The sequence below is a fragment of the Reichenbachiella versicolor genome, from assembly GCF_003171675.1.
In the GTDB taxonomy this organism is placed as follows: Bacteria; Bacteroidota; Bacteroidia; order Cytophagales; family Cyclobacteriaceae; genus Reichenbachiella; species Reichenbachiella versicolor.
The window spans coordinates 1,064,324-1,090,841 of the sequence record NZ_QFZQ01000001.1; the positions used below are offsets into that span (position 1 = coordinate 1,064,324).

Annotated in this window: 19 protein-coding genes; 11 read left to right on the forward strand and 8 right to left on the reverse strand. The window is 36.9% G+C overall.

Translation table 11 applies throughout. The features are described from left to right. Nucleotides 1-98: 98 nt before the first annotated feature. The 7 genes from DKG80_RS04280 to DKG80_RS04310 all read right to left on the reverse strand — a co-directional run bounded on the left by DKG80_RS04280 (nucleotide 99) and on the right by DKG80_RS04310 (nucleotide 15,596). Nucleotides 99-2,048 (reverse strand): putative Ig domain-containing protein, encoded by a 1,950-nt coding sequence (locus tag DKG80_RS04280; protein ID WP_109830039.1) that lies wholly within the window; start codon nucleotides 2,046-2,048, stop codon nucleotides 99-101. A gap of 259 nt (nucleotides 2,049-2,307) precedes the next feature. Continuing rightward, the gene (locus DKG80_RS04285) at nucleotides 2,308-4,269 is read right to left on the reverse strand and encodes a putative Ig domain-containing protein (protein WP_109830040.1); all 1,962 of its coding nucleotides are present in this window, start codon (nucleotides 4,267-4,269) and stop codon (nucleotides 2,308-2,310) included. A gap of 257 nt (nucleotides 4,270-4,526) precedes the next feature. Further along, nucleotides 4,527-6,485 (reverse strand): putative Ig domain-containing protein, encoded by a 1,959-nt coding sequence (locus DKG80_RS04290; protein WP_109830041.1) that lies wholly within the window; start codon nucleotides 6,483-6,485, stop codon nucleotides 4,527-4,529. Between the two features lie 817 nt (nucleotides 6,486-7,302). Then, on the reverse strand, nucleotides 7,303-8,364 hold the full coding sequence (locus DKG80_RS04295; protein ID WP_109830042.1) for an NAD(P)/FAD-dependent oxidoreductase: 1,062 nt from the start codon (nucleotides 8,362-8,364) through the stop codon (nucleotides 7,303-7,305). Then, the gene (locus tag DKG80_RS04300) at nucleotides 8,364-10,499 is read right to left on the reverse strand and encodes a LodA/GoxA family CTQ-dependent oxidase (RefSeq protein WP_109830043.1); all 2,136 of its coding nucleotides are present in this window, start codon (nucleotides 10,497-10,499) and stop codon (nucleotides 8,364-8,366) included. Before DKG80_RS04300 ends, DKG80_RS04295 begins: the two co-directional genes overlap by 1 nt. 224 nt (nucleotides 10,500-10,723) lie before the next feature. After that, the gene (locus DKG80_RS04305) at nucleotides 10,724-13,684 is read right to left on the reverse strand and encodes a TIM-barrel domain-containing protein (RefSeq protein ID WP_109830044.1); all 2,961 of its coding nucleotides are present in this window, start codon (nucleotides 13,682-13,684) and stop codon (nucleotides 10,724-10,726) included. A gap of 235 nt (nucleotides 13,685-13,919) precedes the next feature. Then, a complete protein-coding gene (locus tag DKG80_RS04310; protein WP_162555676.1) occupies nucleotides 13,920-15,596 on the reverse strand; it encodes a hypothetical protein in 1,677 nt (558 codons plus the stop codon). Between the two features lie 364 nt (nucleotides 15,597-15,960). Here DKG80_RS04310 and DKG80_RS04315 point away from each other — a divergent pair, with 364 nt between their 5' ends. From DKG80_RS04315 to DKG80_RS04350, 8 genes are all read left to right on the forward strand, one after another. After that, nucleotides 15,961-16,917, forward strand: a complete 957-nt coding sequence (locus DKG80_RS04315) for an AraC family transcriptional regulator (RefSeq protein ID WP_109830046.1) — start codon at nucleotides 15,961-15,963, stop codon at nucleotides 16,915-16,917. Nucleotides 16,918-17,047: 130 nt separating this feature from the next. Beyond that, the gene (locus DKG80_RS04320) at nucleotides 17,048-17,509 is read left to right on the forward strand and encodes a DinB family protein (protein ID WP_245906956.1); all 462 of its coding nucleotides are present in this window, start codon (nucleotides 17,048-17,050) and stop codon (nucleotides 17,507-17,509) included. A 237-nt stretch (nucleotides 17,510-17,746) separates the two neighbouring features. Next, on the forward strand, nucleotides 17,747-18,790 hold the full coding sequence (locus DKG80_RS04325) for a helix-turn-helix domain-containing protein (protein WP_109830047.1): 1,044 nt from the start codon (nucleotides 17,747-17,749) through the stop codon (nucleotides 18,788-18,790). An 80-nt stretch (nucleotides 18,791-18,870) separates the two neighbouring features. Continuing rightward, nucleotides 18,871-19,989, forward strand: a complete 1,119-nt coding sequence (locus tag DKG80_RS04330; protein ID WP_109830048.1) for a type 1 glutamine amidotransferase domain-containing protein — start codon at nucleotides 18,871-18,873, stop codon at nucleotides 19,987-19,989. 13 nt (nucleotides 19,990-20,002) lie between these two features. Then, nucleotides 20,003-20,617, forward strand: coding sequence for a MarC family protein (locus DKG80_RS04335; RefSeq protein ID WP_109830049.1), 615 nt, complete (start codon nucleotides 20,003-20,005; stop codon nucleotides 20,615-20,617). An 11-nt stretch (nucleotides 20,618-20,628) separates the two neighbouring features. Beyond that, nucleotides 20,629-21,222 carry a Crp/Fnr family transcriptional regulator gene (locus tag DKG80_RS04340; protein WP_109830050.1) on the forward strand — a complete coding sequence of 198 codons (594 nt, stop codon included), beginning with the start codon at nucleotides 20,629-20,631 and terminating at the stop codon, nucleotides 21,220-21,222. Between the two features lie 35 nt (nucleotides 21,223-21,257). Beyond that, nucleotides 21,258-21,707: a DMT family transporter gene (locus DKG80_RS04345; RefSeq protein WP_109830051.1), complete on the forward strand. Its 450-nt coding sequence runs from the start codon at nucleotides 21,258-21,260 to the stop codon at nucleotides 21,705-21,707. Nucleotides 21,708-21,709: 2 nt separating this feature from the next. Next, nucleotides 21,710-22,435: a GNAT family N-acetyltransferase gene (locus tag DKG80_RS04350; RefSeq protein WP_109830052.1), complete on the forward strand. Its 726-nt coding sequence runs from the start codon at nucleotides 21,710-21,712 to the stop codon at nucleotides 22,433-22,435. Nucleotides 22,436-22,596: 161 nt separating this feature from the next. Here DKG80_RS04350 and DKG80_RS04355 read toward each other — a convergent pair whose 3' ends face one another. Further along, entirely contained in the window at nucleotides 22,597-23,727 is a 1,131-nt protein-coding gene (locus tag DKG80_RS04355; protein ID WP_162555677.1) for a hypothetical protein, read from the reverse strand. Nucleotides 23,728-23,944: 217 nt separating this feature from the next. Here DKG80_RS04355 and DKG80_RS04360 point away from each other — a divergent pair, with 217 nt between their 5' ends. The 3 genes from DKG80_RS04360 to DKG80_RS04370 all read left to right on the forward strand — a co-directional run bounded on the left by DKG80_RS04360 (nucleotide 23,945) and on the right by DKG80_RS04370 (nucleotide 26,474). Continuing rightward, on the forward strand, nucleotides 23,945-24,517 hold the full coding sequence (locus tag DKG80_RS04360; RefSeq protein ID WP_109830054.1) for a Crp/Fnr family transcriptional regulator: 573 nt from the start codon (nucleotides 23,945-23,947) through the stop codon (nucleotides 24,515-24,517). A gap of 61 nt (nucleotides 24,518-24,578) precedes the next feature. Then, nucleotides 24,579-25,595, forward strand: coding sequence for an NAD-dependent epimerase/dehydratase family protein (locus DKG80_RS04365; RefSeq protein ID WP_109830055.1), 1,017 nt, complete (start codon nucleotides 24,579-24,581; stop codon nucleotides 25,593-25,595). A gap of 12 nt (nucleotides 25,596-25,607) precedes the next feature. Next, nucleotides 25,608-26,474 carry a helix-turn-helix domain-containing protein gene (locus DKG80_RS04370; protein ID WP_109830056.1) on the forward strand — a complete coding sequence of 289 codons (867 nt, stop codon included), beginning with the start codon at nucleotides 25,608-25,610 and terminating at the stop codon, nucleotides 26,472-26,474. Nucleotides 26,475-26,518 lie beyond the last annotated feature (44 nt).

Here is a 26,518-nt window from a genome sequence, read left to right on the forward strand (position 1 = left end):
AAGTCTTAATTATTTGAATGAGATATAAAAAGGCCAGAGAATATCTGGCCTTTACTTTCTAATATCGCTGTTGTTGTGAATTAGAAATCCCTTTAAGGTTATTTCTTAATAAATCTCATGGTTTTTACTCCATCAATGCCTGATACTTTTAGCATATAGACTCCAGTTGGCAAATCAGCTATTGAGATTGATTTTTGAGCTAGTAAATTACCAGCTTGAACCAACCCACCAGATAGGTCTGAAATCTCATAACTATCAAATACTGAAGATTCACTGTTCAATGTAATTTCAGAAGTAGCTGGGTTTGGGAATAAAGTAACATCTTCTAGTATTTCACCGTCAACTGATGATACACCATCAGGAGCTGCTAGCTTATCAGAAACTGTAATTTTGAAAGCTTCACTATCTGTCAAGTCTCCATCGCTAACTGTTACCGTTACATCATATGTTCCTGATTGATCTATACTAGGTGTCCAGCTAAACTCTCCAGTTTCTGAGTTAATAATCATACCTAATTCAATTGACCCTGCATCTAGACTATAAATAAGTTCATCGCTGTTAGCATCTGTGGCCTGAGTAGTAAATGAGATCAATTCCTCTTCTTTAACCTCTTTATCATCTATAGACTCTAGTTTTGGAGCAAATCTAGGTGCCATGTATCTCTGGGCATAAAGATTATACCCTACTTGGTCATCATACCAAGAAATGATAAAGTCACCCTCATTATCTATACCAACAGATGGATGCTTTTGATTATTGGAGGTTATAGAGTTTACTAAGAGTTCTTCTTCTTGTGCTACGCCTAATGAGTTGTAACGTTGTGCATAGACGTCATAAGTAAAGTTTCCTTCTTGATTATAGGTATCCCAAGTGATCACAAATTCTCCTTTACTATTCATAGCTACTGATGGTTTTTTAGCGGAACCACTACCACTAGCTTTAAATGTATTAACTAAAAACTCATCACCCTGTTTAATTCCACTTGCATTGTATCTTTGTGCGTATATATCTAGGTATGAGTTATCATGGTCACTTTTCCATGTAATTACAAAATCACCATCACTGTCCATCGCTACGTCAGGTTGGGTTTGATAATTTGTGACAGATGTATTAACTAAAAACTCATCCGTTTGTGCAACACCAGATGCGTTATAAATTCTAGCTTCTATACCAAAATCATCTCCGTCAACGTATTCGTCTTGCCAAGTGATTACAAAGTCACCATCACTATCCATAGCAATTGAAGGGTTGGCACTGGTTTGAGAAGCTGAAGTATTAATACGAAATTCATTGCCTTGTTTATTACCTAAAGCATCAAATCGTTGAGCAACAATTTCATCACCACCACTGCTAAAACCACCATAACTTGTCCATACTATAACAAAGTTACCATTATCATCTATTGCAATATCTGGATTTTTCTGGCCATAAGATGTATAAGTATTCACTAGAAATTCATCACCCTGCGCCTCGCCATTAGCATTGTATCGTTTAGCATATACCCCATAGTTATCACTATCAAGGCCAGAAGCATTTTTTAAGTCCCAAGTAATTACGAATTCACCACCTGCGCTCATTGCTATCTGGGGGTTAGGAGAGGTGGCATATCCACTTACATCATCTACTAAAAATTCATCACCTTGAGTTTCACCACTGGCATTATAACGCTGGGCGTAGACGCTTCCCTTAAAGCCCCAAGTGACTACAAAATCACCGTCATCATCGATAGCTATTGAGGAATTTATTCTATTATTGGATCCAGCATTTGTATTTATTTTAAACTCGCTTCCTACTTTTTCGGCTTTTTCTTGCGCAGTAGCGTCAGAAGTATTTAGCATCATCATACCAGCAGCTAGAGTTCCAGTAGCGGCTGTTTTCAAGTTGACATTTAATTGATCCAATTGACGCTTCAGTCTATCAAGTCGCTTGAGAAGCATTTGACGCTTTTTGTAGGTGTAATTAGTAAATGATCCGTTTTGGATAGCTTTATCCAGACGAGATTTGAATTTCAGGTATTTCTGGTAGATTTCTTGGTAATTGTATTTCATAAAAGGTAGATGTGTAAGGTTAAACTACTATTGTATTATTTTATGTGAAAGTAAAACTATACTAATATTGTTAATCTGCAAGTGACTTTTAATAAGAATGTTATGTAAACTGATCTTCTGATGATGGATTCTTTGAGGAAAATAAGACTCAACATTTAGAACAGGATCTTCAATAAAAGGCACAAAAAAAGACCAGAGAAACTCTGGCCTTTATTTTCAATTATTATGTGTTGTTGAGAATTAGAAATCGCCTTAAAAGTTATTTCTTAATAAACCTTATGGTCTTCACTCCATCAACACCAGATACTTTTAACATATATACCCCTGTTGGCAAATCAGCAATCGATATTGACTTTTGAGCTAACATATTACCAGTCTGAACCAACCCACCAGATAGGTCCGAAATCTCATAACTATCAAATACTGAAGATTCACTACTCAAAGTAATTTCAGATGTAGCTGGATTAGGGAATAATGTAACATCTTCTAATATTTCACCATCAACTGATGATACACCATCAGGAGCTGCTACCTTATCTGTAACTGTTATTTTGAATGTTTCACTATCTGTCAAGTCTCCATCGCTAACAGAGATAGTCACATCATAAGCTCCTGAGTGATCTATACTAGGAGTCCAGCTGAATTCACCAGTTTCAGAATTAATAGTCATACCTAAATCAATAGATGGTGCATCTAAACTATAAGTAAGTTCATCCTTGTTAGCATCAGTAGCTTCAGCGGTAAATGAAACTAATGATTCTTCTTCAACCTCTTTGTCTTCAATGGCTGGAAGAATAGGAGATCTAGTAATGTCAAATAGCTGAGCAAATACATTATCTGAACCTCCATTATCATTTTTATAAGCAATTACAAAATCACCATCATCATCTATGGCTATGGAAGGTAAGGTTTGTTCTCCAGAAGTCTCTGTGTTGACTAAAATTTCGTCACTTTGAGCAATTCCAGAAGCATTGTAATGCCTCGCATACACTTCATATTCAAAGCTTATATCACTATTTGGCGCATCCCATGAAATTACAAACTCACCATCTGCGTTCATTGCGACTGTAGGCTTTCTGTTGGAGTTACTATAACTACCTCTTGTAACATTCACCAAAAACTCACCATCTAATGCAACTCCTGAGGCATCGAATCTTTGCGCATAGATGTCACCTGAATACGAAGCATCATGATTACTGGTCCAAGCAACTACAAAATCTCCATCAGAGTCCATAGCTACAGCAGCTTTGCGTTGATTTCCGTTCGTAGAAGTGTTAACTCTAAATATACCAATTCCTTGAGATTCTCCAGCTGCATTATAGCGTCTAGCTTCTATACCATCCAGACTCGCATCTGCGTAACTATCTTCCCAAGCGATTACAAAATCCCCATCACTATCCATTGCAACCGATGGATTTTGGCTGTATTGAGAATGACCAGAATTGGAATTAACAAAAAATTCACTCCCAACTTTGTTACCTGAGGCATCGAATCTTTGAGCAATTATATCAATACCACCGCCAGTATCCTCTCCTCTGCCACTCCATGCAATCACAAAGTCACCATCGTCATCCATCGCAATAGCTGGAGTTTCTTGATTACCTGTAGTATACGTGTTGACTAAAAATGTATCTCCTTGAGATTCTCCTGCTGCATTATAGCGTTTGGCATAAATACCATTCTGATCGGTATCTAAACCTGTAGGATCTTGAGTGTCCCATGTAATTACAAAATCGCCATTGGCACTCATTGCTACCGCTGATTTTCTAGGGTTATAGAATCCAGTTTTATGATCAACTAAAAATTCTTCTCCTTGAGCTTCTCCTGTATAGTTATATCTCTGCGCATAAACACTACCTTCAAAACCCCATGTGATGACAAAATCACCATCTGCATCCATAGCCACAGAAGGATTTGGAAGGTCACCTGATACTGCTGTTGCATTTAACTTAAACTCGCTTCCTTCTTTTTTCGCTACGCCTTGTGCATTAGCTTCAGGTGAGTTTAACAATAACATACCAGCCGCCATAGTACCTGTAGCAGCGACTTTCCAACTAACATCTAGTTGTTCTAATTGACGCTTGAGTCTATCAAGTCGCTTAAGAAGCATTTGGCGCTTTTTGTAGGTGTAATTAGTAAATGATCCGTTTTGGATGGCTTTATCTAATCGAGATTTGAATTTTAAGTACTTGTAATAAATAGAGTGGTAATTGTATTTCATGTTAATGAAAAATTAGAATTTGTGTTAGTTTAACTTTTTTTAGTTAAAGTAAAACTATACTAATATTGCTAATCTGCAAGTGACTTTTAATAAGAATGTTATGTAAACTGATCTTCTGATGATGGATTCTTTGAGGAAAATAAGACTCAACATTTAGAACAGGATCTTCAATAAAAGGCACAAAAAAAGACCAGAGAAACTCTGGCCTTTATTTTTAATTATTATGTGTTGTTGTGAATTAGAAATCGCCTTAAAAGTTATTTCTTAATAAACCTTAAGGTCTTCACTCCATCAACACCAGATACTTTTAGCATATATATCCCTGTAGGCAAATCAGCAATTGAGATTGATTTTTGAGCTAATAAATTACCAGTCTGAACCAACCCACCAGATAGGTCTGAAATCTCATAACTATCAAAAACAGAAGATTCACTACTCAAAGTAATTTCAGATGTAGCTGGATTAGGAAATAAAGTAACTTCTTCTAGTATTTCACCATCAACTGATGATACACCATCAGGAGCTGCTACCTTATCTGTAACAGTAATCTTGAATGTCTCGCTATCTGTCAAGTCTCCATCGCTAACAGAGATAGTCACATCATAAGCTCCTGATTGATCTTTACTCGGAGTCCAGCTGAATTCACCAGTTTCAGAGTTAATAGCCATACCTAAATCAATAGATGGTGCATCTAAACTATAAGTAAGTTCATCCTTGTTAGCATCTGTAGCTTCAGCGGTAAATGAAACTAATGATTCTTCTTCAACCTCTTTGTCTTCAATGGCTGGAAGAATAGGAGATCTAGTAATGTCAAATAGCTGAGCATACACATTTGAACCTCCATGATCATTTTTATAAGCAATAACAAAATCACCATCATCATCCATGGCTATAGAAGGTAGGTTTTGTTCCCCAGAAGTCTCTGTATTAACTAAAATTTCGTCACTTTGAGCAACTCCAGATGCATTGTAATGCCTCGCATACACTTCATATTCAAAGCTTATATCGCTATTGGGGGCATCCCATGAAATTACAAACTCACCATCTGCGTTCATTGCAACTGCAGGCTTTCTGTTAGGGGTACTATAACTACCTCTTGTAACATTTACCAAAAACTCACCATCTAGTGCAACTCCTGAGGCATCGAATCTTTGCGCATAGACGTCACCTGAATACACAGCATCATGACTACTGGTCCAAGCAACTACAAAATCTCCATCAGAATCCATGGCTACGTCTGCATTGCGTTGACTACTTGTTGTAGAAGTGTTAACTTGAAAGAGACCACTTCCTTGTGATTCTCCAGCGGCATTATAGCGTCTAGCTTCTATACCATAACCACTTGCATCTGCGTAACTATCTTCCCAAGCGATAACAAAATCTCCTTCACCATCCATTGCTATAGATGGGTTTTTACAATATTGAGAATAACCAATGTTTGAGTTAACAAAAAATTCACTTCCTACTTTGTTACCTGAAGCATCGAATCTTTGCGCAATTAAATCAATACCACCGCCAGCATCCTCGCCTTTACCACTCCATGCAATCACAAAGTCACCATCATCATCCATTGCAATAGCTGGAGTTTTTTGATCCCCAGTTGTGTATGCATTTACTAAGAATTTTTCTCCTTGTGCTTCACCAGCTGAATTGTAGCGTCTTGCATAAACTCCATAACCACTGCCATCTATGGCACCAGCTCCTTTTATATCCCATGTAATTACAAAATCACCACTAGCATTCATCGCTACTTCTGGTTGCTTGGTAGTAGAGAATCCCGTAACATTATCAACTACAAACTCATCACCTTGAGCTTCACCTGTTGAATTGTATCGCTGTGCATATATACTCCCATAGACACCCCAAGCGACTACAAAATCCCCATCAGCGTCCATACCTATTGAAGTAGGTACTATACTGCTTGAGGCTGGTGTAGTATTTACTTTAAACTCACTTCCTTCTTTTTTCGCTACGCCTTGAGCATTAGCTTCAGGTGCGTTTAACAATAACATACCAGCCGCCATCGTACCTGTAGCAGCGACTTTCCAACTAACATCTAGCTGTTCTAATTGACGCTTGAGTCTGTCAAGTCGCTTAAGAAGCATTTGACGCTTTTTGTAGGTGTAATTAGTAAATGACCCGTTTTGGATAGCTTTATCTAATCGAGATTTGAATTTTAAGTACTTGTAGTAGATTGTGTGGTAATTGTATTTCATGTGAATGAAAAATTTGAATTTGTGTTAGTTTAACTTTTTTTAGTTAAAGTAAAATTATATCAATATGCTCAACTCGCCAAATCACTTTTATTGATTGATTAGTTCACTTTACTGATTACCTATAACTCTTTATTACACCCAATTACACCCAGTTTTCAAACTTTAGGCTTTGAAACTTTTGGTATCATACAAAAACAGTATTTAAGGGATATATCAAAACTCGTATAAGTTATTGAGCACTGTTAGAGTTTCACTTGGTTCATAATTGATTAAGACAAACAATATCTAATCGCAGCACGTTGATTTCATACAGTAAAGCAACACATCATCTGAATTCGCTTCATGCATTAGAAAAATTATTCTGAGTCTAAACCTTCAAATCAGTTGTTTCATTAAGTTTAGACCAATCACAGCAGCGGTACTACGCCTATTTATCAAAACTCCCTGATTTATTGTTCTTTAATTGCTCATTACAAAAGTTCAATGTATGAAGTGAGTTAAAGGCCTCAATTTCAGTATCCCTCACAAGTTCGCGACAGGCTCGTGCTATCTGTAGGAAATTTTCGCGAATTCGCGACGTCGGGTTGCAGTGTGTTTGAAACTTTCGCGGATTCGCGACGAGCCCATGCTGATTGTTTGGTGTTTTCGCGGATTCGCGACGCAAAGCTGCGATGTGCTGGAGAGTTTCGCGGTCTCGCGACGTGGCGCTGCAAGCTGCAGGGAACTTTCGCGAAAAGTCTGTGTTTCGGTTTTATTGTAAGTTCGGGAGAGGTCGAAACATACATGTTTCAATGAAATGTAGGCTTCAAAAGACCTCTTACTGTCTTCTCAACCAAAATTTACTTTCAGAATTAGAAACTTTAGCGTATTCAATTTTTCGTTTTTTAAGATAGGAGAGGTAGTTCTGTTGTAGAAGTTGTTGGTAGGTTTTAAGGTACTCTGGTTGGTTGTGAAAAAAGCGCATGATGGCTTGAGATCCATAGAATGCACTTGACATGGCCGAAGTCATCCCAAATGATGACAGAGGATCAAAGCTCATTGCTGCATCTCCCATAGCTAACCAGCCATCACCTACACAGTTTTGAATGGCAGAAGAGTAAGCAGCATTTCGCATGAAGGTTGTGGGAATAAAGTGCTTATCTAGTAGTAATGCTTTTAGTATTGAATTTGATTTCGCTTTGTCTTGTAGATGATTGATGGTTTTATGCTGTGGTAAATCAGCGTCTGTAAAGTAGGCCAAGCTGCCTTTGTCGCGGCAGTATTGTGCGTAATACCACCAGCCATCGGTATCGCTGATGATCGAAGCCATTCTATCTGTTTTGTCAGATTGACCTTCTAAGTGACAACAGGTGGCTAGTAGTTTATCTGAATGGAATTTCTTAATTCCGATTCTACGGGTAAAGGCTCTAGCTCGACCACTAGCGTCGATCACGAATGAGGCTTTCAACTCATTAGTTTCTTTACCGCTAGTCAAGATTTCCCAAAGACCATTGTGAGATAATTGATCTATTTTTTGTTCCCAAAAGAAAGACACCTCATGTTCTAAGCATTTCTGTAAAAGCATGTCGTCAAATACTTTTCTATCGACTACCCAGCCAGTACCTGTAGGACTACTTACTAAATGTCTTTGATAGGTCTCTTGGTTTCCCCATTTCACTTGATAAGCTTCCAGCGAAAGGTGATTGCTTGCTAAAAATTCATAGGCATATCCAAGTTTCTTCATGATTGGAAGTGCATCAGCCATCAGACATTCACCCGATTTTAATACGTGAGGGATTCCTTTGTCCACTATAGCAACATGCAGCCCTCTGTTGGATAAAAATGAGGCTGCAGATAACCCTGCAACCCCGGCCCCAATAATTAATATGTCAAATTCCATCAACTGTCCTCAGATCCAAATCTTTCTTGACGAGTATATCTTTTGCGTTCGGTGGTAGGAGATTGTGCAAATGCTAAGTCGTCTTGTTCTAGCTGTCGAAGTCTTTCAGCGTATTTACCTTTTTCTGGATTTGGAACCTCTACTTTTCCTTCTGCATTGGCGAGTGCTTCCATGTGAACTAGCATTCTGAAAGTAGGATCATTAATGGTGAATTTCTTATTGACTTCTGATTCTACCCAAAGTGAATCAAGTTCAAAACCATCGATTTTGAGAGGGTTATCCAATTTTTGTTTGCTAACAATTCCGATTTTGTCCCAGTCTTGAACCATTCCGTTGATCTCGGTTTGGTAGGTAGTATGAGGAAAGAACCTTAACCAATCTTGACGATAATCTAAGTGCTTTAAACGTTGCAAATTGGGTAAGTCGGGATCGTTAAGCCTTTCTAGACCTTTGGAGCTAAGTACTTGGTTAGGAACTCGAGCAGACCAAAAACTAGCCAATGGCAGATAGTAAGCTGGATCATAATCTTGTCCCGAACGACAGCTAGCCTCATCAGTTTGCCAAGGTACTCCCATAAAACGAGTCAATGTTCCTGGGCCGCTGGCATTGAACATTTCCGCAAGAGCCACTTCAGGAGTCAATATCTTACCATAGAAGTCGCGAACCTTTTCGTTTTCGGCTAGGATATTTAGTCTCATAGGGTCGAAAGTATCAGCAGTATTCCACATACTAGCTAATCTTAAAAACCATGTCAGTTCAATACCTGGATGAAAAGGCCCTCCAAGACATTGGGCAAGTTGACCTTTGCTAAGTGACTTTGGTTGATCTTGTAAATCAAGGTCTTCTAAGGAAGTAGTTTTAGAGGGTTCTCCCGTTACAAAATCTCCTATTGACCACCTTTCGAGCATTTCGTACTGACGATCGGTCAGACTTAAATTAGCTAATGGATTGTCGTAATAGTCTCCATAAGCATCTCCATAAAACGGAGGAAGTTGATCTGCTTGGATTTCTTGTTGGCTACTGAGAATAGCTTCATTAGCTATTGAACCTAGTTCTAATGCAAGCCCTTTGTTTTCAATATCCCGTTCTTTGGCAAGTTTCTTTAGTAGATCCTCTCGATTTTGATTTGTTACCGCTACCGAGGGTCTGAATTGCTTGAAGATGAATTCGCGGACTGCTTTATTTTCTTCACTGTTGCTGCTTATTTTTTGTAAAAGATCTTTGCTCGTAAAATCTCCAGGTGAGTTTTCACCAAAAGCAAAATAGAAACCAGAGTTGACGGCTTGGTTGTCTACAAGACTTTTAAAAATAGGGTAGAGGTCTCTGTAAAAATCGACTTCAGTGACTGGGTTGATTAGTTTTTCTTTTTCGAAAAGGTCTTCTACCACATCCAGCATTGTCACTGTTCCTTCTATTCCGGGCGCAAAGTTGGGAGGAGTCACAGCAACCATTGCTGGTTCGGCTTCGACCTGTGTGCCGTTGATGGTCAAAGTAGCACGGACTGTTCCATCAGAAACATCATCGTGCCAGCCGTTGTTATTTGCGAAGGTTATCGCTGGTTTACCATCAAAACTTGCGGACTTGCCTCTACCTCCTAAAACTAGTAGCCTACCTTTTTCATCTGTCCTTAACTGTCCTAAATAGACATCTTGCTGGTAGGAAGTACCTTCGTAAAATTTGGCACTACCAAATACGAAATCTTCATCTACTTCAGCGTTGCTTTGGTCTCTTGATATTCCTTGAATAAATCTGGTACCCGGATCTAGTAGTAATTTTGTCTTACGCTCTTCGAGATCGGTGATGTGAGGATTTCTTAGTGGACAATCTTTACTAAGTTTTCCAAGATCCATCGCATTTTGGAAGGTGTAGTTGATGGATTTACGGTTGGCCAAATGTACTCGCCAATTGATCTCAGTACTTTTATCAGCTACGACTTCTTGTAACACTTTACCTTTATCATCTACCTCATAGATTCTGAATCTAGCTGCATGTGGTTTGACTTTTCCTTCATCGTCCTTGTACTTGAAGTTAGGTTCGACGGGTAAGTAGGGGAGGTCTGGAGTGAGTAGAAAGTCTGATTCACTATTTCCTACACGTGCGATACCTATAGCGGGGTAGATGTAATATTTGTTCATGTTAGTATTGGTTTATGAAGGTGATTTCTGGGTTGGAGTCGCTTAGCTGCTTATCTCATTAATTATCTTTTCTTTAAATGCTTCTGGCTGATATAGATTATGTGTTGTTTATAAATTTTCCTCTTTCATATAGGTGTAAAATCAGTTACAAATAGCACCGGGAACAATCCCGGTGCTGAATCTTGAGTCCTTTACCCGTTTGGTTCAGGATTATCTATTTGACTTTACACTAACTCGGCTGTTGGCAATTCTATTTTCTCAAATGTGTAGTCGAACAAATGATCAATGTCTACAGTAATCTGTGAAGCATTGTCAAATACTTTTACTACAACTTTTTGATCAACCGAATCAAAGTAATAAGCGTTTGATTTGGATTTTTCTACCTCTTCTTGAGTTTTAATTTTAAGCTTCTTACCATTGACAGAAAGCATTGCAGGTTCAGCATTTACGCCTAGGAAAGAAACGAAGAAATATTCCTCCAATGGAGTGTAGAGTTTGCTTTCATATGTTCGGTTGAAAGTCACTGTTTTACCAGTCTCGGTATTATTCGCTGCTATAGCTGTCGTACGATACGCACCTTCTTCAAATGCAGTAGAGATTTTATCATCTTGATAAAGCTCATAAGTACTATCTTGACCTGGGTAGATAAAGAAATCGAGGTAATTGGCCTTCTCAGCATCTACAAATAGAGTCAGTTGGCGAATAGGAATAATAGCACCTTCTCTAATGTACACTGGTACTAGGTCTAATGGCACATACCACTGATAAGCTTGTCCTCCCTCTGTAGGTCTATTTAATTTACCACTTAGGTCAAAGACAAACCAATTAGAATCTTTAGGCACATATACTTCCTTATACCAGTTCTCATCCGTCACAGGTGCTACGAGTATATCCTTTCCTAAGAAGAACTGCTGATCTGCGTAATCAAATACCTTGACATCATTAGGTTCATTTAGGAATAGTGCTCTACATACTGGTAATCCATTCTGCGTGTTTTCGTACATCAAGTCGTAGAATACCTGTAGCAATTGGTATCTCATCTCAATGTACTTTTTACAATTATCAGGAACAGGATCACCGTATTTGAATGGCTCTTGGAAACTCTTGTTATAACCATCATAGTGGTTTCTATACCAAGGTAAAAACGCTCCTGCGGTCATCCATCTGGTGAATAGTTCGTATTGAGTCACATTATGTGTACCACCTTGAGTAACACTACCTGATCCTGTAGCAAAACCTCCTATATCACATCCAGAAATAGGTAGTCCACTAAGACCAACGTTAAGTACCTCTGGGATATTAATTTTTAGGAAGTCCCAGCTACTTGCCGAGTCTCCTGTCCAGATTCCAGCATATCTATGAACTCCAGCAAAACCACCTCTTGAGATAATGAAGTTCCTTTTCTTATAGTTGTAGCTACCTACAGCTTCTTCATTCTCTCTAAGGTTAGTCAATCCTTCAAAGGTTGCCTTGACTAAGTTCAAAGAAAAGGAGTTGTGGATTTTAGCATTGGGCTGGTAACTTCCAGTGACCTTATCATACATCTGTAGATCCAAAGGCAGAGATTTTACAGCAGTGTTATTATCTACATTGGGAATCAAAGCCGGACATGTCATGTCTTGCCAAATCATATCAAGTCCTTTGCTGAGTAAGTATTGGTATTGTGCTCCCCAGTACTCTTTGACTGATTGAATACCCATATCCATGTAGTACCCATAGGTGCCAAGTGTAAGTTGACCTTCAGGGTAGCCTGGAGATGGATAGTTTCTTACGTATGGGTTATATGGTTTTCCATTATACTCAGTGTCAGTACCATAGCCTTCTTGTGCCATGAAGATTTTATCACTTTCTCCATCATCATATCTGGTGTTCCAGATAAAGGCTTGCGGGTAGGGCTTTTCTGCGCCGTCACCATCGTCTGTGGTTGCAGTGACAGTATCGTCATGGTACTTAGACTCCATTGCGTTTGTTACGTCTAACTCAACCAAATTGTCACGAGTAGGATAGGGTACATATCCCTTCTCACCGGGAAGTTTCCCATCTTCATCGTACGGGTTAGCAGTGATGATGCCAGTGATGTTTGTACTGCATTTAAAGCCCATTTTGTGAAGCTTGTCAAACATTTCTTCAACATCTGGGAATTTCACTTCACTATTGGTGAAAGTTCTATAGTTATTTTGGAAATCTACATCTATGTGAAGACCGTCAATCGGAATTTTGGCTTCTCTGTATTCCTCTGCAATTTTTTCAAGCTTCCACTTATCATAGTATCCGTAGCACCCTTGCTGAAATCCTAATGCATACATAGGAGGCATAGCCGAAGCGCCTGTCAATTTAGAGTACTGGGTGATAACACTTGCTACTTCGTTGATACTACCATCTGTATCACTTCCGACCATGATGTAGTAGTCCAATTCACCGTATAAAGCTCCAAAGTAGTATTTGCCATCCATGTTAGAGTAATCATTCGAACCCATGTTGAAATACGTTTGAGATACATTATCAAGGTATATACCATAGGCATACTCAATCCCACTGTCACCTTTACCTATAGCTAGGCAGTAAGGCATAGAGTTGTAAAGAGGTCCTGAAGGGTTTAGTGGACCACCAGCATTTCCAGGAGGTACTACTCCAGGGTCGTCATATGAAAAGTTATCATAGTTGAAGAAAGTCATGGTGTACTCTTTCTTATCAAGCATTGAACCTGCTTTTTCTCCAAATCCAAAATAGCTTTCATTTAACGGAGCTTTTTTTAGGTTAGCGACTGCTTCATTACTGAAGATCAGATTTTTACCATACGTGTCTTCAGTGATTACTTTTCCGTCCTTTTGAACAGAGATACCATATGGAGCTAGTCCTATGAACACGTCTAGTTTACCAGTAGTAATATGAAGTGTACCACCATTATCATTCAAATAGGTATATTCAATAGATACAGATCCCAAGTTTCTATCAACTACTGCATACGATTCTTGGCCACTGTAATCTGGGTCGACTACTGGTTTGAACCGTACTCTCATTGCGGTGTCTGACAAGAAAGATATCTTGATTTGATAACCAGCTTCATTAACTAATAAAAGGTCATTGCCTTCGAAACTATAATCTGTAATAGCTCCGATTTGGTTCCAGCCAGTGTTTGAATTGGGCTGGAACTCGTTTACTTGAACAAAGTCGAATTGTGACATGATTGTTTAATTAAGGTTGATTTATGGATGTTGATAATTTGTCTTAGAGGTAGAGGATCATTTAGATGTAGTATCGATCATGGAGTGACTATGGGAGCACCAGAGTTGAGGCTGTTTGGAAAGTTACCTACCGACCCGTCTAGCCGGTAGATAATTATAACAATGTATAACACTTAAAAACTTTTCAAACAGCCTACAACCAAGGCTCATAACACATTTAAATCTCTTTTACTTCTTACTTAGTCGGTAAAAAGCTAGGCTTTTGGTTTAACAACCAACTGAAATCTGCTGATGAAGGCCTGCTGTTGAATACTGGAGTCTTATTTCCGTCTTTATCTATTGTGAAACCAGTAGCGATGGTACTTGAGAAGTGACATCCTATACAACTCTCCGTTCCAAATATCAATTGATGCGTATTCTGTGTGTCAAATGCTACTGGGCTAGAATTCATTTGGAAATAAGCCGGTTCGTTGGCCATGTAAATATCAAAACCTAGTCGATGTGTGGTAGGATCATTACCTAGTGTATCTATATAGACAGTTTCGTATGGTTCACTACTATCTGATCTTTGTTGAAATGTCTGTATTACCTGATCATCAGTCCCTACTATCGTACCTCCTTGAAAATAAGTCTCCATGATCATATTGGTTAGATAGGTAGGAGTTGGTTTTCCTCCTGACTTATTCGTAACAGATTCAGGTAGAGTATATACAGTGTCAATGACACTTCCTCCAGGACCTCCATAGGTGTATGGTTTAGCGCTAGGGTCTGTTGGTCTTTGAGTACCGATCTGCTGATAGTATTGAAGCTTAGATCCAGCAGCTGCTAGAAGCGCTCTTACATTAGCGTTCAACTCCTTAGTAGCACCAGCAATAGGTAAGACACGTTGAATTTGAGTTCTGAATGTTTTTCCTTCTTGCTTCATCTTAGCAGTATCAGGGAAGACATTAATGGCGGCAATTGAGGTCGGGTCGTTATAGGATGCCTTAAGAGGCTTTCCGTCGATTACCTCCAACTCGTTTACTTCTAGATTGTCAACATGCTCATAGGTTGTCCATATCCATTGTGGAGCAGATTCAGTTTTTGAAGAAATGTGCATTCCGACCATACCTACTTTCTTTCTTTCATAAGATTTAAGGTCTTCATTGATCACATATCCATGGGTAGTAAAGTATCTAGATTCTATATCCGTATCTTCTAGAATCTTCCAAGCCACTTTGATTTCTATTACTCCTTCATCTTTTCTATTTCCTTCGGGAAAATGAACGTCTCCATATTCTTTAGAGAACTCGATCTGACCATCATAATTATAGAGTTCGTGCTTCAAGATATAGTCAAACTCAACTTTGTTCATTCTGACTTCATACCTAGTGATATTGCCATTTTGATCCCAGATAGGTCCAGTGAATGCTTGATCAATTTCGTCCTCTATATCTGGATCAGAATAATCAACGAACTTATTACCTCTGAACAAGACCTTTTCTTCTTGAGAGGCATCTTTTATAGGGAAATCTGGAGGGAAAGTAAATTGTCCCCAAGGAGCAGGCATCTCTCCATAAGGTCTGAATACTTCATAACTCTCTTTCCATCCAAACCATTCAGGATTTCCTTTGTCTGATATCTTTGGTTGAGGCTGACCATCAGCCGTCAGAGGCCAATTAAGTGAAATAAACCACTGCCAAGATAAGATTTCATACAGGCGCTGTATTTCAATGTTTTTGCCTTCTGCCAATAATCTAACCTGCAATTCACGATCTACATCCCAAGGTGTATCAGGAGATAGGGGAGTTGGAAATGAAAGATAGGGAGCTCTACCTGATCCAGGAGGGTTTGGCGTGTGAGAAGTACATGACAATGCTAAGACTACGGAAAGTAGTATGCACACAAGGTGCGAGTAATTTACGGTTTTCATGGTGAGTTAAATTGGTTAATTAAATCTATCGAATTAAAGCAGATAATCAACCTTAAATCGTAATATTAACACAGTCTTAATATGGTTATAATAAATAGCGGTTTAATATGTGGTTTTTGAAAAAATTCTATTCATGAAGCGATAAGTACAAACTTCTAAATACCATGATAAGTCATATTTATAGCCATTCTTATTTTAATACTATTATGGTTTATTGTTTTGGTGAGAGAAATCGACAAGTTTTAATTTAGGTATCTTTTTTGCACATCACTTCTGTGAGGCAACAGATACTTGCAAGTGTTGAATTTCTGATAGATTTGGAATTAATATCAATCTAAGCTCAATCAGTCATGGAAATCGGATTATGATTAGATACAATCAAAAAACTTCAGTTAAGGATTATATTCATAGAGTAAATAAAGTAATTGACTTCTTAAGGTCGAATATTATTAATGATATTAAGCTTGAAGAGTTAGCTGAGATATCGAATTTTTCGAAATTTCATTTTCATAGGATTTTCAAGACAATTACCAATAAAACACCAAATGATTACATTATACAATCAAGAATAGGGAGGGCAGAATACCTATTAGACAGTAGCCTCGATATTCCTATTTCTGAGGTTGCATATTTAACAGGTTTCTCTAATGTATCATCTTTCTCAAAAACGTTTAAAAAATTAAAAAAGGCAAGCCCTTCTCAATGGAGAGAAAATAGAGAAAAGAACCTTAGCAAGATTGGACAAGAAAAGAGCAATATTGGACAATCGCTGAGTTCAAAGGAAAAGTACCTTGCATCCATATTAATGAACCAAAAAAACACAGATATGGAGATTAAAAAAAACTTTAAAGTTGATGTCAAAGAACAAGAGGATTTGAATGTTTCTTATGTAAGAAATCACTCTATTCATGTACATGATTCAGATGCGTTTGGGAAAATGTTTGACCAATTAATTTCATGGGCCGACTCTAGAGGTTTGATAGACTTTCCGAATACTAAAGTATTGACAGTCTATAGAAGTATGCCTGATACTAATGGTATGGTTACAGCGGATGCATGTATATCCGTGCCTAACAAAGTTGAGGCTGAAGGAATATTTGGAAGTACTATTATTGAAGGAGGAAAGTATGCTATTCTTCATAAGGAAGGCACACTGGCAGAGTGTTTTACTGCTTGGGATTATTTGTATAATAATTGGTTGCCAAATAGCGGGTTTCAACCAGATACTAGGGGAGTATATTTGAATCACCTAAATGATGCAAATAACCATCCTATGGGGCACCATATATTTGATATGTGTATTTCTATAAAAGCTCTATAATATACCTAGATCATAGAAGTAGGTTGTGTATGATAGACTCAATTATATGTTTATATAAACAATAGAAATATTAAGTAAGGTGTAAATCATATTGAGTCAATACATTATTATTTAAAAACTGAAAGAGGAAATGGAAATAGAATTTTTATTCAAAGCGTGGAAGACAAGTCGAAACCTTTATTTGGAGTATTTTGATAAGTTCACATTGGAACAACTCAATAAGATACCCCAAGGCTTCAACAATAATCTAATATGGAATATCGGCCATGTGATTGTCGCTCAACAAGCACTGATATACAAGGGGACTTCTCTTAGTGGACACATTCCTGATGAATTATTTGATATGTATAAACCAGGGACAAAACCTACCAAGGTTGTCTCTAAATCTGAAATTGAGGAATTACGAGGTTTGCTGACCTCTGTGATAGAAAAGACAGAAGAAGATTTTTACAATGGTAATTTCAAAATTTATAATGAGAGAAAGACTGGAACAGGGTTTCACCTGAGCTCACTGATGGATGCTTTTGAATTCAATAATTATCATGAAGGATTGCATCTAGGTCATATGATGTGTATTAAAAAGTTCATTTAAAACGACTTTTTTATACACATCAATTTGGTGTTTCAAGGCTTCTAATTTTATTTTCAAATAGATATTGAAGTTGTTTTTAAGTACCTTCTGAGTGATGTTTGTGTCCACTCAGGAGGTGTAGATAGTAAAATAAATAGCTTAGAACATCCGAAATACTCTTTATTTAGAGCTAGTGAGCTACCTTTAGAATTATATACCGTGACTCGTTTGTGAGGGTCTTTTAAGATGTGATATTAAATGTCAGCTAGTCAAGTATTTCTTATAGTTGTAAGTGGGTTAGGAGTAATACATGGATTATTCCTAGCGATATATCTTTGGTCAGTTCTAAAGGGCAATGTTTTAGCTAATCGATTACTTGGTTCCCTACTTGTTGTACTTTCATTTCGTGTAGGTAAATCTGTTTTTTTAGAATTTCTTGAAAACTTAGATGCTAAACTCATCTTTATTGGTTTAGGTACTATGATGGCAATAGGCCCACTCTTTTATCTCTATACTAGAGCTATCTCAGATAAGTCATTTCAGTGGTCTAAAAATCAACTATGGCATTTTATACCTTGTCTTTTGGCCATCTTGTTTGGTTTCTGGATCAATGATGAAGATATGGAAACCTTGCCCATAGCATTGTTTCTAGTTCTTTTTCTTACCTACTATATTCACTACTTGATATATCTTATTATTACAAAAAGATATATCTCAAAACAGTGGAAAAATGGCTTGTCTGATAAAACATATAAGCTGCTAACATTACTCTTTTATGGATTACTGATTATCTGGATAGCTTATGTTCTCAACTTATTCGATGAGTCAATCCCATACGTGATAGGTCCAGTGCTATATTCTATTGTAGCATATGTAATCAGTTTCATTGTGATATCTAAAGGATATCTACAAGACGTTCAACAGGATAAATACAAGACCACTCGAGTTTCTGATCAACAAATGGAACAGCTATTTTCAAAAGTTAGCAGAATCATTATTGATGAGAAACAATTCAAAAACGCTGAATTGACACTTAAATCTCTAAGTGCAGACCTGAAGGTAAGTACGCAAGTACTATCCATGGTAATCAATCGAAAAAGCCAAAAGAATTTTAATGCGTTTGTCAATCAGTATAGAATACAAGAAGCCATAGAATTACTAATGGATGTGAATAACCAGCATCAAACCATATCGGCTATTGCCTATGAAGTAGGTTTTAATAGTATCTCAAGCTTCAATAGTGCTTTCAAAAAACAAACTGATAAAACGCCTCAAGTCTATCGTCAGCAGTTGATGAATTGATCTTTTACTCTTTCGAAATGATCATTTAAGAAGAATTCAAGTCATTTGATCTATTGGTTTGCATCAAAAATCAAATCAAAATGTCAAAATTTAAGAAAACTCTTATGTGGTCATCGATCACAATTTTAGGACTAGTAATAACTCTATTTATGTTTGGGTATTGGTTTATTAGTCTAATACCCAAACCAGATCCTGAGAATGCTATTAGTAAAGTCACAGTAGAAGAACTTCCTTACTTAAGCAAAGACATAATTGAAAAGAGGGGTAAGGTATTAGCAGTCGTCACGAGTACAGAAATCATGGGTACAAGTGGTAAAGCTACTGGCTTTGAACTCACTGAACTCTCGCGTGCGTACTATGTCTTTCTTGCAAATGGTTTTGAAGTAGATATAGCAAGTCCGAAAGGAGGGAAGGCTCCTGTAATTATTGACGATGAAGATATGGGAGCATATGATTTTGCTTTTCTTAATGACTCTATTGCTCAAGAAAAGATAGAAAACACGTTGACTCTTAAAGAAATAGTAGCCTCAGACTATGCTGCTATTTATTTTGTAGGAGGTAAAGGTGCGATGTATGACTTTCCGGACAACACCTTTATTCAGGATATTGTCAAATCATACTATCAGAAAGGTAAAGTAGTAGGTGCGGTTTGTCATGGTCCAGCAGCACTAGTGAATGTCACGTTAGACGGTGATGAACCTTTACTAGCGGGTAAGTCCGTTTGTAGCTTTACCAATAGTGAAGAACTGCTATTGATACCTGAGGCCAAATCTATTTTCCCGTTTCTATTGGAAGATAAGCTTGTACAGAGTGGTGCCAACTTTAATGAAGGTACGATGTACCTGGAGAATGTAGTTCATGATGAAAACTTAATAACAGGCCAAAATCCATGGTCTACATGGAAAGTAGCTGAAACTATGGTTTCCCAAATGGGATATCTACCCAAAACTCGAATCATCACTGCTGAAGAAAATGCGATTCAAATTCTTGGTCTTTTTCACAAGCAAGGATATCAGTCTGCAAAGACTAGAATCTCTGAATTGACAGAAAGTCAGTTAGAAATAGACAGAACCTTGATAGCAATGCATAGTATTGTAGCGGCAATGCAATGGGATCTTGTCAATTCTATTAAGCTTATTGGCTTATTGAAATTTGCAAAAGAGGAATTGGAGGCCAAATACAGTCTACAAAACGGTTAACTAGAAGTTTCAAATGGAAAATTTACTTGCTTATTCACTATCAGTTTTTATGGGTTTTTTCGCTATCATGAACCCAATAGCAAATACGCCTATTTTTCTAGGTTTAGTAGAGGGAGAGGATAAGGAAACGAAAAACAAAATTGCTAAGACTGCATCTATTGTTGCCTTTATTATAGTCGTAGCTTTCATAGTGGGAGGCAAGTATATTTTCGGATTATTTGGGATTACTATTCCAGCGTTTAAAATCACAGGAGGTTTACTGATATTCTATGTTGGATTTGAAATGTTAATGTCAAAGAAATCTAAAGTTCAGAATCATGATCATGACTCTGAATCATCAAGCAACATTGCTATTTCTCCTTTAGCTATTCCGATTCTGGCTGGACCGGGTACCATTGTGACAGCTATGAATTTCGTTACCCATGCGAATTATATTCATACAGGAATCGTGATTTCTATTTTTGCAGTAATGATATTTCTAACGTATTGTGCCTTTGCGTTAAGTGATTTAATTGTTAGAAAATTGGGAGGAAACTTAATCGCTGTTATCGGAAAGATAATGGGATTGATTCTAGCTATTATCGGTACACAAATGGTCACTGAAGGAATTAAATTATCCTTTAATTAACTGTAAACAAGTTGATTGATCTCAAACTAGCGATAGACAAGTACTACCGAATTTCTGACAGTGCTTGGCAAGCCTTACAAGAAATCGTTAAAATTCAAGAGGTTTCAAAAGGAGAGCTCGTATTAAGGGCTGGAAATACGGCAAGAAATATTCACTTCATCAATAAAGGAAGCTTACGAACTTTTTACATTGATAAAAACGGTAATACTTATAACAAGAATCTATTTCTAGAAGGAAAATTTGCCGCGGCCAAAGTTTCCTTACTTACTAAATCAGCTTCCTACTTTTCTATCGAAGCGCTGGAAGATACCATTTTGTATAACATCAACTTTGAGCAGTACAAAGCACTTCAAGACGAATATGCAGATCTTCAGAAGTTTTATATAGCCTACATCGAGCAGAGTTGGATCATCTATAGAGAGCAAATTGAAATCGCAATAGTCATGTTGGATGCGAAGGATCGATACTTGAAGTTTTTAAATGAGCATCCAGGAATAGAGGAAAGGATTGCACAGCACCATATCGCCGCTCATTTAGGAATCACACCGACACAATTAAGTCGTATTAGAAAATCAATAAAAAATAATCCCAATCAACATATGTAAATGCTATTGATATGTGGACAATACAACTTTGCCACATGAACAAAATAGTATTATTAACGCTAGCATTTATTGGAGGTGTTTCCTTGGCCATGCAAGGTGGACTAAATGCGAAACTAGGAGTGCTTCTTAGGAATCCATTTCTCGCTTCAATAGTTGCCTTCACATGTAGTACTTGTTTTGCTGTATTGACTACACTTGTAGCAAATAGAAACATCCCATCCAGTGTTGAGCTAAAACAAATTCCAACATACTTATGGTTTTCAGGAGGCCTTTTTAGTGTGCTAGGTATCACTCTTTATTATTATACAATACCCAAACTGGGTGTCTCCACCATGATTTCAATGGGACTTTCAGGGCAATTGATTTTCGCAGTGATTGCAGGACACTATGGTTGGCTTGGACTTCCTGTAGAGCCTGTTTCCCTAAAACGATTCCTAGGAATAGTCTCAATGATTTTTGGCATTTTATTAATCAACTCAAAATAACGATGAATTCATCTATAGAAAAGAATATTTATAATTTGACCTCGCTCTGGCAAACTGTTGGGGAGGAGCATCAATCATTTTTCTCATACTCGAACTTTGAATATTCGATTGTACCCCATTCACAATGGCCTAATCGGCTGTGGTTTACTAAAGAAATGAACGACGAGGCTGTTCATCAAGCTAAAAGCAAATTGGAAAGTATACCAGAAAAACTCATAGTACCAATCTGGGATATGGGCAATCAAGATTTAGATCCTTTTCTGAATGAGCTCGGTGTTCAACCTGTATTTCAACAAATAGGAATGTCATTAGAACCAAAAGATATCTTGGCTACTAGTCCCTTGCTCAAGTTAATCAAAGTATCGAATGAGGCAGAAGCCACAGTTTGGTCTGAAACATTTCTCCAGAGCTTTGGATACAAGATCAGTTCAAGTACCTTATTGAAAACCTATAATAGCATTGATTATTTTTTAGTACATAAAGAGGGTAAACCGGTGGGCACTGTTATTACATTCGAAACGAAAGATACATTGGGTATCCATGCAATGGGAGTGATTCCTCAATACCGCAAACAAGGAATCGCCAATGAGATAATGGGCAAGGTGATCAACGCGGCTATAGAAAAAAACATAAGCCTTTTGACACTTCAAGCTTCTGATATGGGCAAAGGACTGTATTTAAAGCTAGGTTTTCAAGAGGAGTTTTTAGTTAGGAATTGTTTTTTGTAATACACATTCTAGAAGCTTTTTGATACTACACTTACATGAGTTACGACTCAACAAAAATCTAGCAATAATCATGAAACATTATTGCTAGAGTTCATCAAAAATATCGTCAAATAAATGTATCTGAGATAGTATTACTTACTCAGAACTTCTAAGAATCTCTTTTAAGAAGTTCTTGGTTTGGTCTTTAGAATCATATCATTAACTGTTACGTTCTCTATCTCTCCTTCAAATTCAAAATTAGTTGGAACTCCGTTTCTTAGAAGTACAGACTTAGGATTATCTCCTTCGAAATAGACTCCGGATACATAAACATCATCATCATGTAAAATAAGACTGATACTCTGTGTCATTTTAGAGCTAAATGATTGCGCTATGTCATCCACATAGTATTTCAGCTTAGTATCTAGACCAGTACCATCACTATTTGTAACATAGTAAGCTGCAATCGCATGAATTTTCCCATTTTTTACTGCAAAATCTTCTATGTACTCGTTTGAAGGATAAGACTTGACAGGGACATCGTTTTTATAGATTGTATATATATCGTTGCCACTATCTCGCTCTAATACAGATATATAAATATCCTTACTGTCTTCTCTAATCTGAGACGCTTCAGAACTTTTTGAAATGGCTGTTAGTAAGTGCTTTTCTCCATTTTTCCAATAAGCTGCAGTCTCAGGTTCATCAGGGTCAAAAGAAAATCCCCCAGATCTATTGTCTTCGCTTCCGACAATATAAACATCATCATCTGTTACCAATAAGTCATTGGCTTTAGCACTTTTATCAGCTGCAGATATTCTTTGACGAACTCCATTTTTCCAATAAAAAACATCTCCATACAGCTCTGTATTTAATTCTTTAGCTACAATATGAACATTTCCATCTTTTACAGAAATTCCAACAGGTATGATAAGGGAAGAAAGTGTCTCATGTGGTAAATGAATTGGATTACCATTATGCCAGTATAACAATTTACTAGGGGTAGTAGACTCTCCAAGTATGTGGATATCTTCATTTTCTATTGATATGTAACTTGCTCTTGTATTATGATCAGCGTCTAACTTATTTAACTCAATTACCTCATTGTCTTTATAATAAATGGGCCTCACATTTTTATCTTTCTTGAACCAGCCAGTGGTATATAAAGCATCAAAAACACCTTCGTTAATTTTCTTTTCTCCAGATTCATCAACATCAGATTTTGAAGCAAAGGAATCATCATCGTCATCTGAATTACAAGCGGTAAAAACACTCAGCGGAATCATAACCAGTGCAAAAAGTATATTCTTCATTTTGTTTTTTAGCCTACTAACGAGATTTTGATCTTTTATTGTCATCTTCAATCATACATTTTAAAAAGCATTAGTTTTTTGTAATATATATTCTTGTAGCTTTTTGATATTGCATATACATCAGTTTGGAATTTAGAAGTTGACTTTTTCTTGATAGATAGGTTAGCTTAGTTCATTTATTGGTCTTTACAATCACAGTCTAAAAAAGAATCGTTCAATGGTAGAAAGCTTGATAGAGTATATAAAGTCTAAAGTTACTATTACCGAAAAGGATGTCAATCTAGTAACAAGTTGTTTTGCTTATGAAGAAGTTTCTCCTAATACAAGTCTTTTGAAAGCAGGTAATATTGAACAGTATATATACTTTTTGAAATCAGGAATTGTAAAAGGATATCAGAGCATTGATGGGAAAATTGTGATTCAACATCTCATTGCAGAAAATAATTTTTTCGTATCCTTAGATAGTTTTATGACAGAAACAGGATCACTAGACTTTTATGAAACCATTACAGATTGTAAGATGCTAAAGATCTCAAAAGCGGATTGTGACTATCTAAATAAAGAAACAGAGTTTTGGTCAATTTTAGTGAAAAAAGTTACCAATGAGCATCTAAGCTGTAAAATGGAAAGAGTAAAAGACTTTCAAACTTTGACTGCAAGAGAGCGATATATAAAATTTCTAAACCAATATCCTAAGTTGGCTCTAAATGTGTCAATTGACAATATTGCTTCATTTTTAGGTATGGAACCGCAGTCATTAAGTCGAATTAGAAAACAGATTGCTTTCTAACATTTGTTATTTTCTTCTATTTAAAACTTACGGAGTTTTGTTCAAGCATAAAGAACAAAAGATGAGAGAAGAAATTTCATTAGTAACAGGAGGAAACGGGCATTTGGGAAACAACTTAGTGAGGTTGTTACTATCCAAGAACCAAAAAGTAAGAACAACAGTAAGAGATATTAGTAACAAAGAACCTTTCAAAGATTTAAACTGCGAAATTGTAAGTGCTGACATAACAGATAGACAATCACTAGCAAAAGCATTCAAAGGGGTAACAAATTTATACGCTGTAGCAGCCAACTTTAACATGTGGGCTAAAAATCCTAAAAAGGAGATTTATGATAATAATCTGGAAGGAACACAAAATGTTTTTGATATAGCCAAAGAAAGCGGCATTAAAAACATAGTATATGTAAGCTCTGTGGCTAGTTTGGATTTTACAAAACTCCCTGCTAATCCGGATAATGGATATAATAAAGACAGACGGAATTGGTATTATAATTCTAAAAACGATTCAGATAAATTAGCTTTAGAATTGGGTAAAAAATATGCCATCAGAACAGTATTGATTCTACCATCAGCAATGATCGGTTCTGAAGCATATAAACTGAGTTACTCGAATAATCTTATTCTTCAAGCTTTAAAAGGAGAAATACCAGCGGATACTGGTATCACATTAAATTGGATTGACGTCAAGGATGTTGCTCTCGGTGCTTATAGTGCTATGCTAAATGGGAAAAACTTAGAGCGCTATATTCTATCCAATGAGCGGCATACTACTTTACAAGAAACTGTAAGAATAGCATCGGATTTATTTCCTGAACTTAACTTGAAAAAACCAAAAAAACTCCCAAAAGTTTTATTGTATTTCATAGCTGGAGCTATGGAGTTCGTGAGTAAAATATCAGGGAAAGAACCACTTCTACAAAGACAATACTTAGATATGTTCTATGGTTTAAAACAAGACTATGACATCAGTAAATCTAGACGTGAATTAGGTTTTAATCCTAAACCTTCCAAAGATGCATTGGAAGATGCATTCAAATATTTAAATCTTGAGTGGGGAGAATGTACAACCAGTGTATGATAGAGTAGAGAGATGAAGCAAAATAAGTCAATCCCAATACGGAAGTTATCAGAGGCATTTGATTCGTTGTCAGAATTCAGAGCACTAGATATTTCGGAATTGACAAAAACTTCACCAATGAATGAACGACTACATCGTCATGAGTTCTTTTTCATGATGATCGTTTCTAAAGGTGGAGGAGTGCATACGATAGATTTTAATACCTATCAAATTGAACCTGGAATAATATTTCTAATGCGACCTGGCCAAGTTCATGAACTTAACTTATCTAAAGGAAGTGAAGGTTTTATTCTACAATTCTCGTCACTGTTTTTAACTAAAGGTTCAACTTATTCACAATTTGATCTTAGAAGATTGACTATCCAGAGTTCGTTTTCTTTTGGCTCTGAAGCTGCACAACCAATACTTCAATCAGCAGAAAAAATTCATAAAGAGTGTTTAAATAATATTCATTGGAAACAAGATGCAATTTGGCTACACCTACAATTAATACTTATAGAGTTGCATCGTCAAGTTCAGTCAAAGAATCCTCTAAGGATAGAAAAAAAAGATGCTTTTGTACAAACTCAGTTCTATCAGCTACAAGAGTTGATTGAACAAAACATTCATCACAAAAAGAAAGTCAGTGAATACGCTGAAATGATGAACCTTACAGCTTATCAGTTAAACAATATCACCAAGTCAATATTGAATAAGTCGGTATCTACACTCATCAATGAGCAAATACTGCTAGAAGCTAAGCGTCTATTAACTTCTACTTCGAACCAAGTGAGCCAAGTAGCATTAGAACTTGGTTTTGATGACGTTTCCTATTTCATAAGGTTCTTTAAGAAGCAAACAGGGTCATCACCCAAAGTCTTTCGAGAGAACTTTACTTAAGTCCTATACGACTCTAGTTTTGTCCTAATAATTAACTTCGGTTT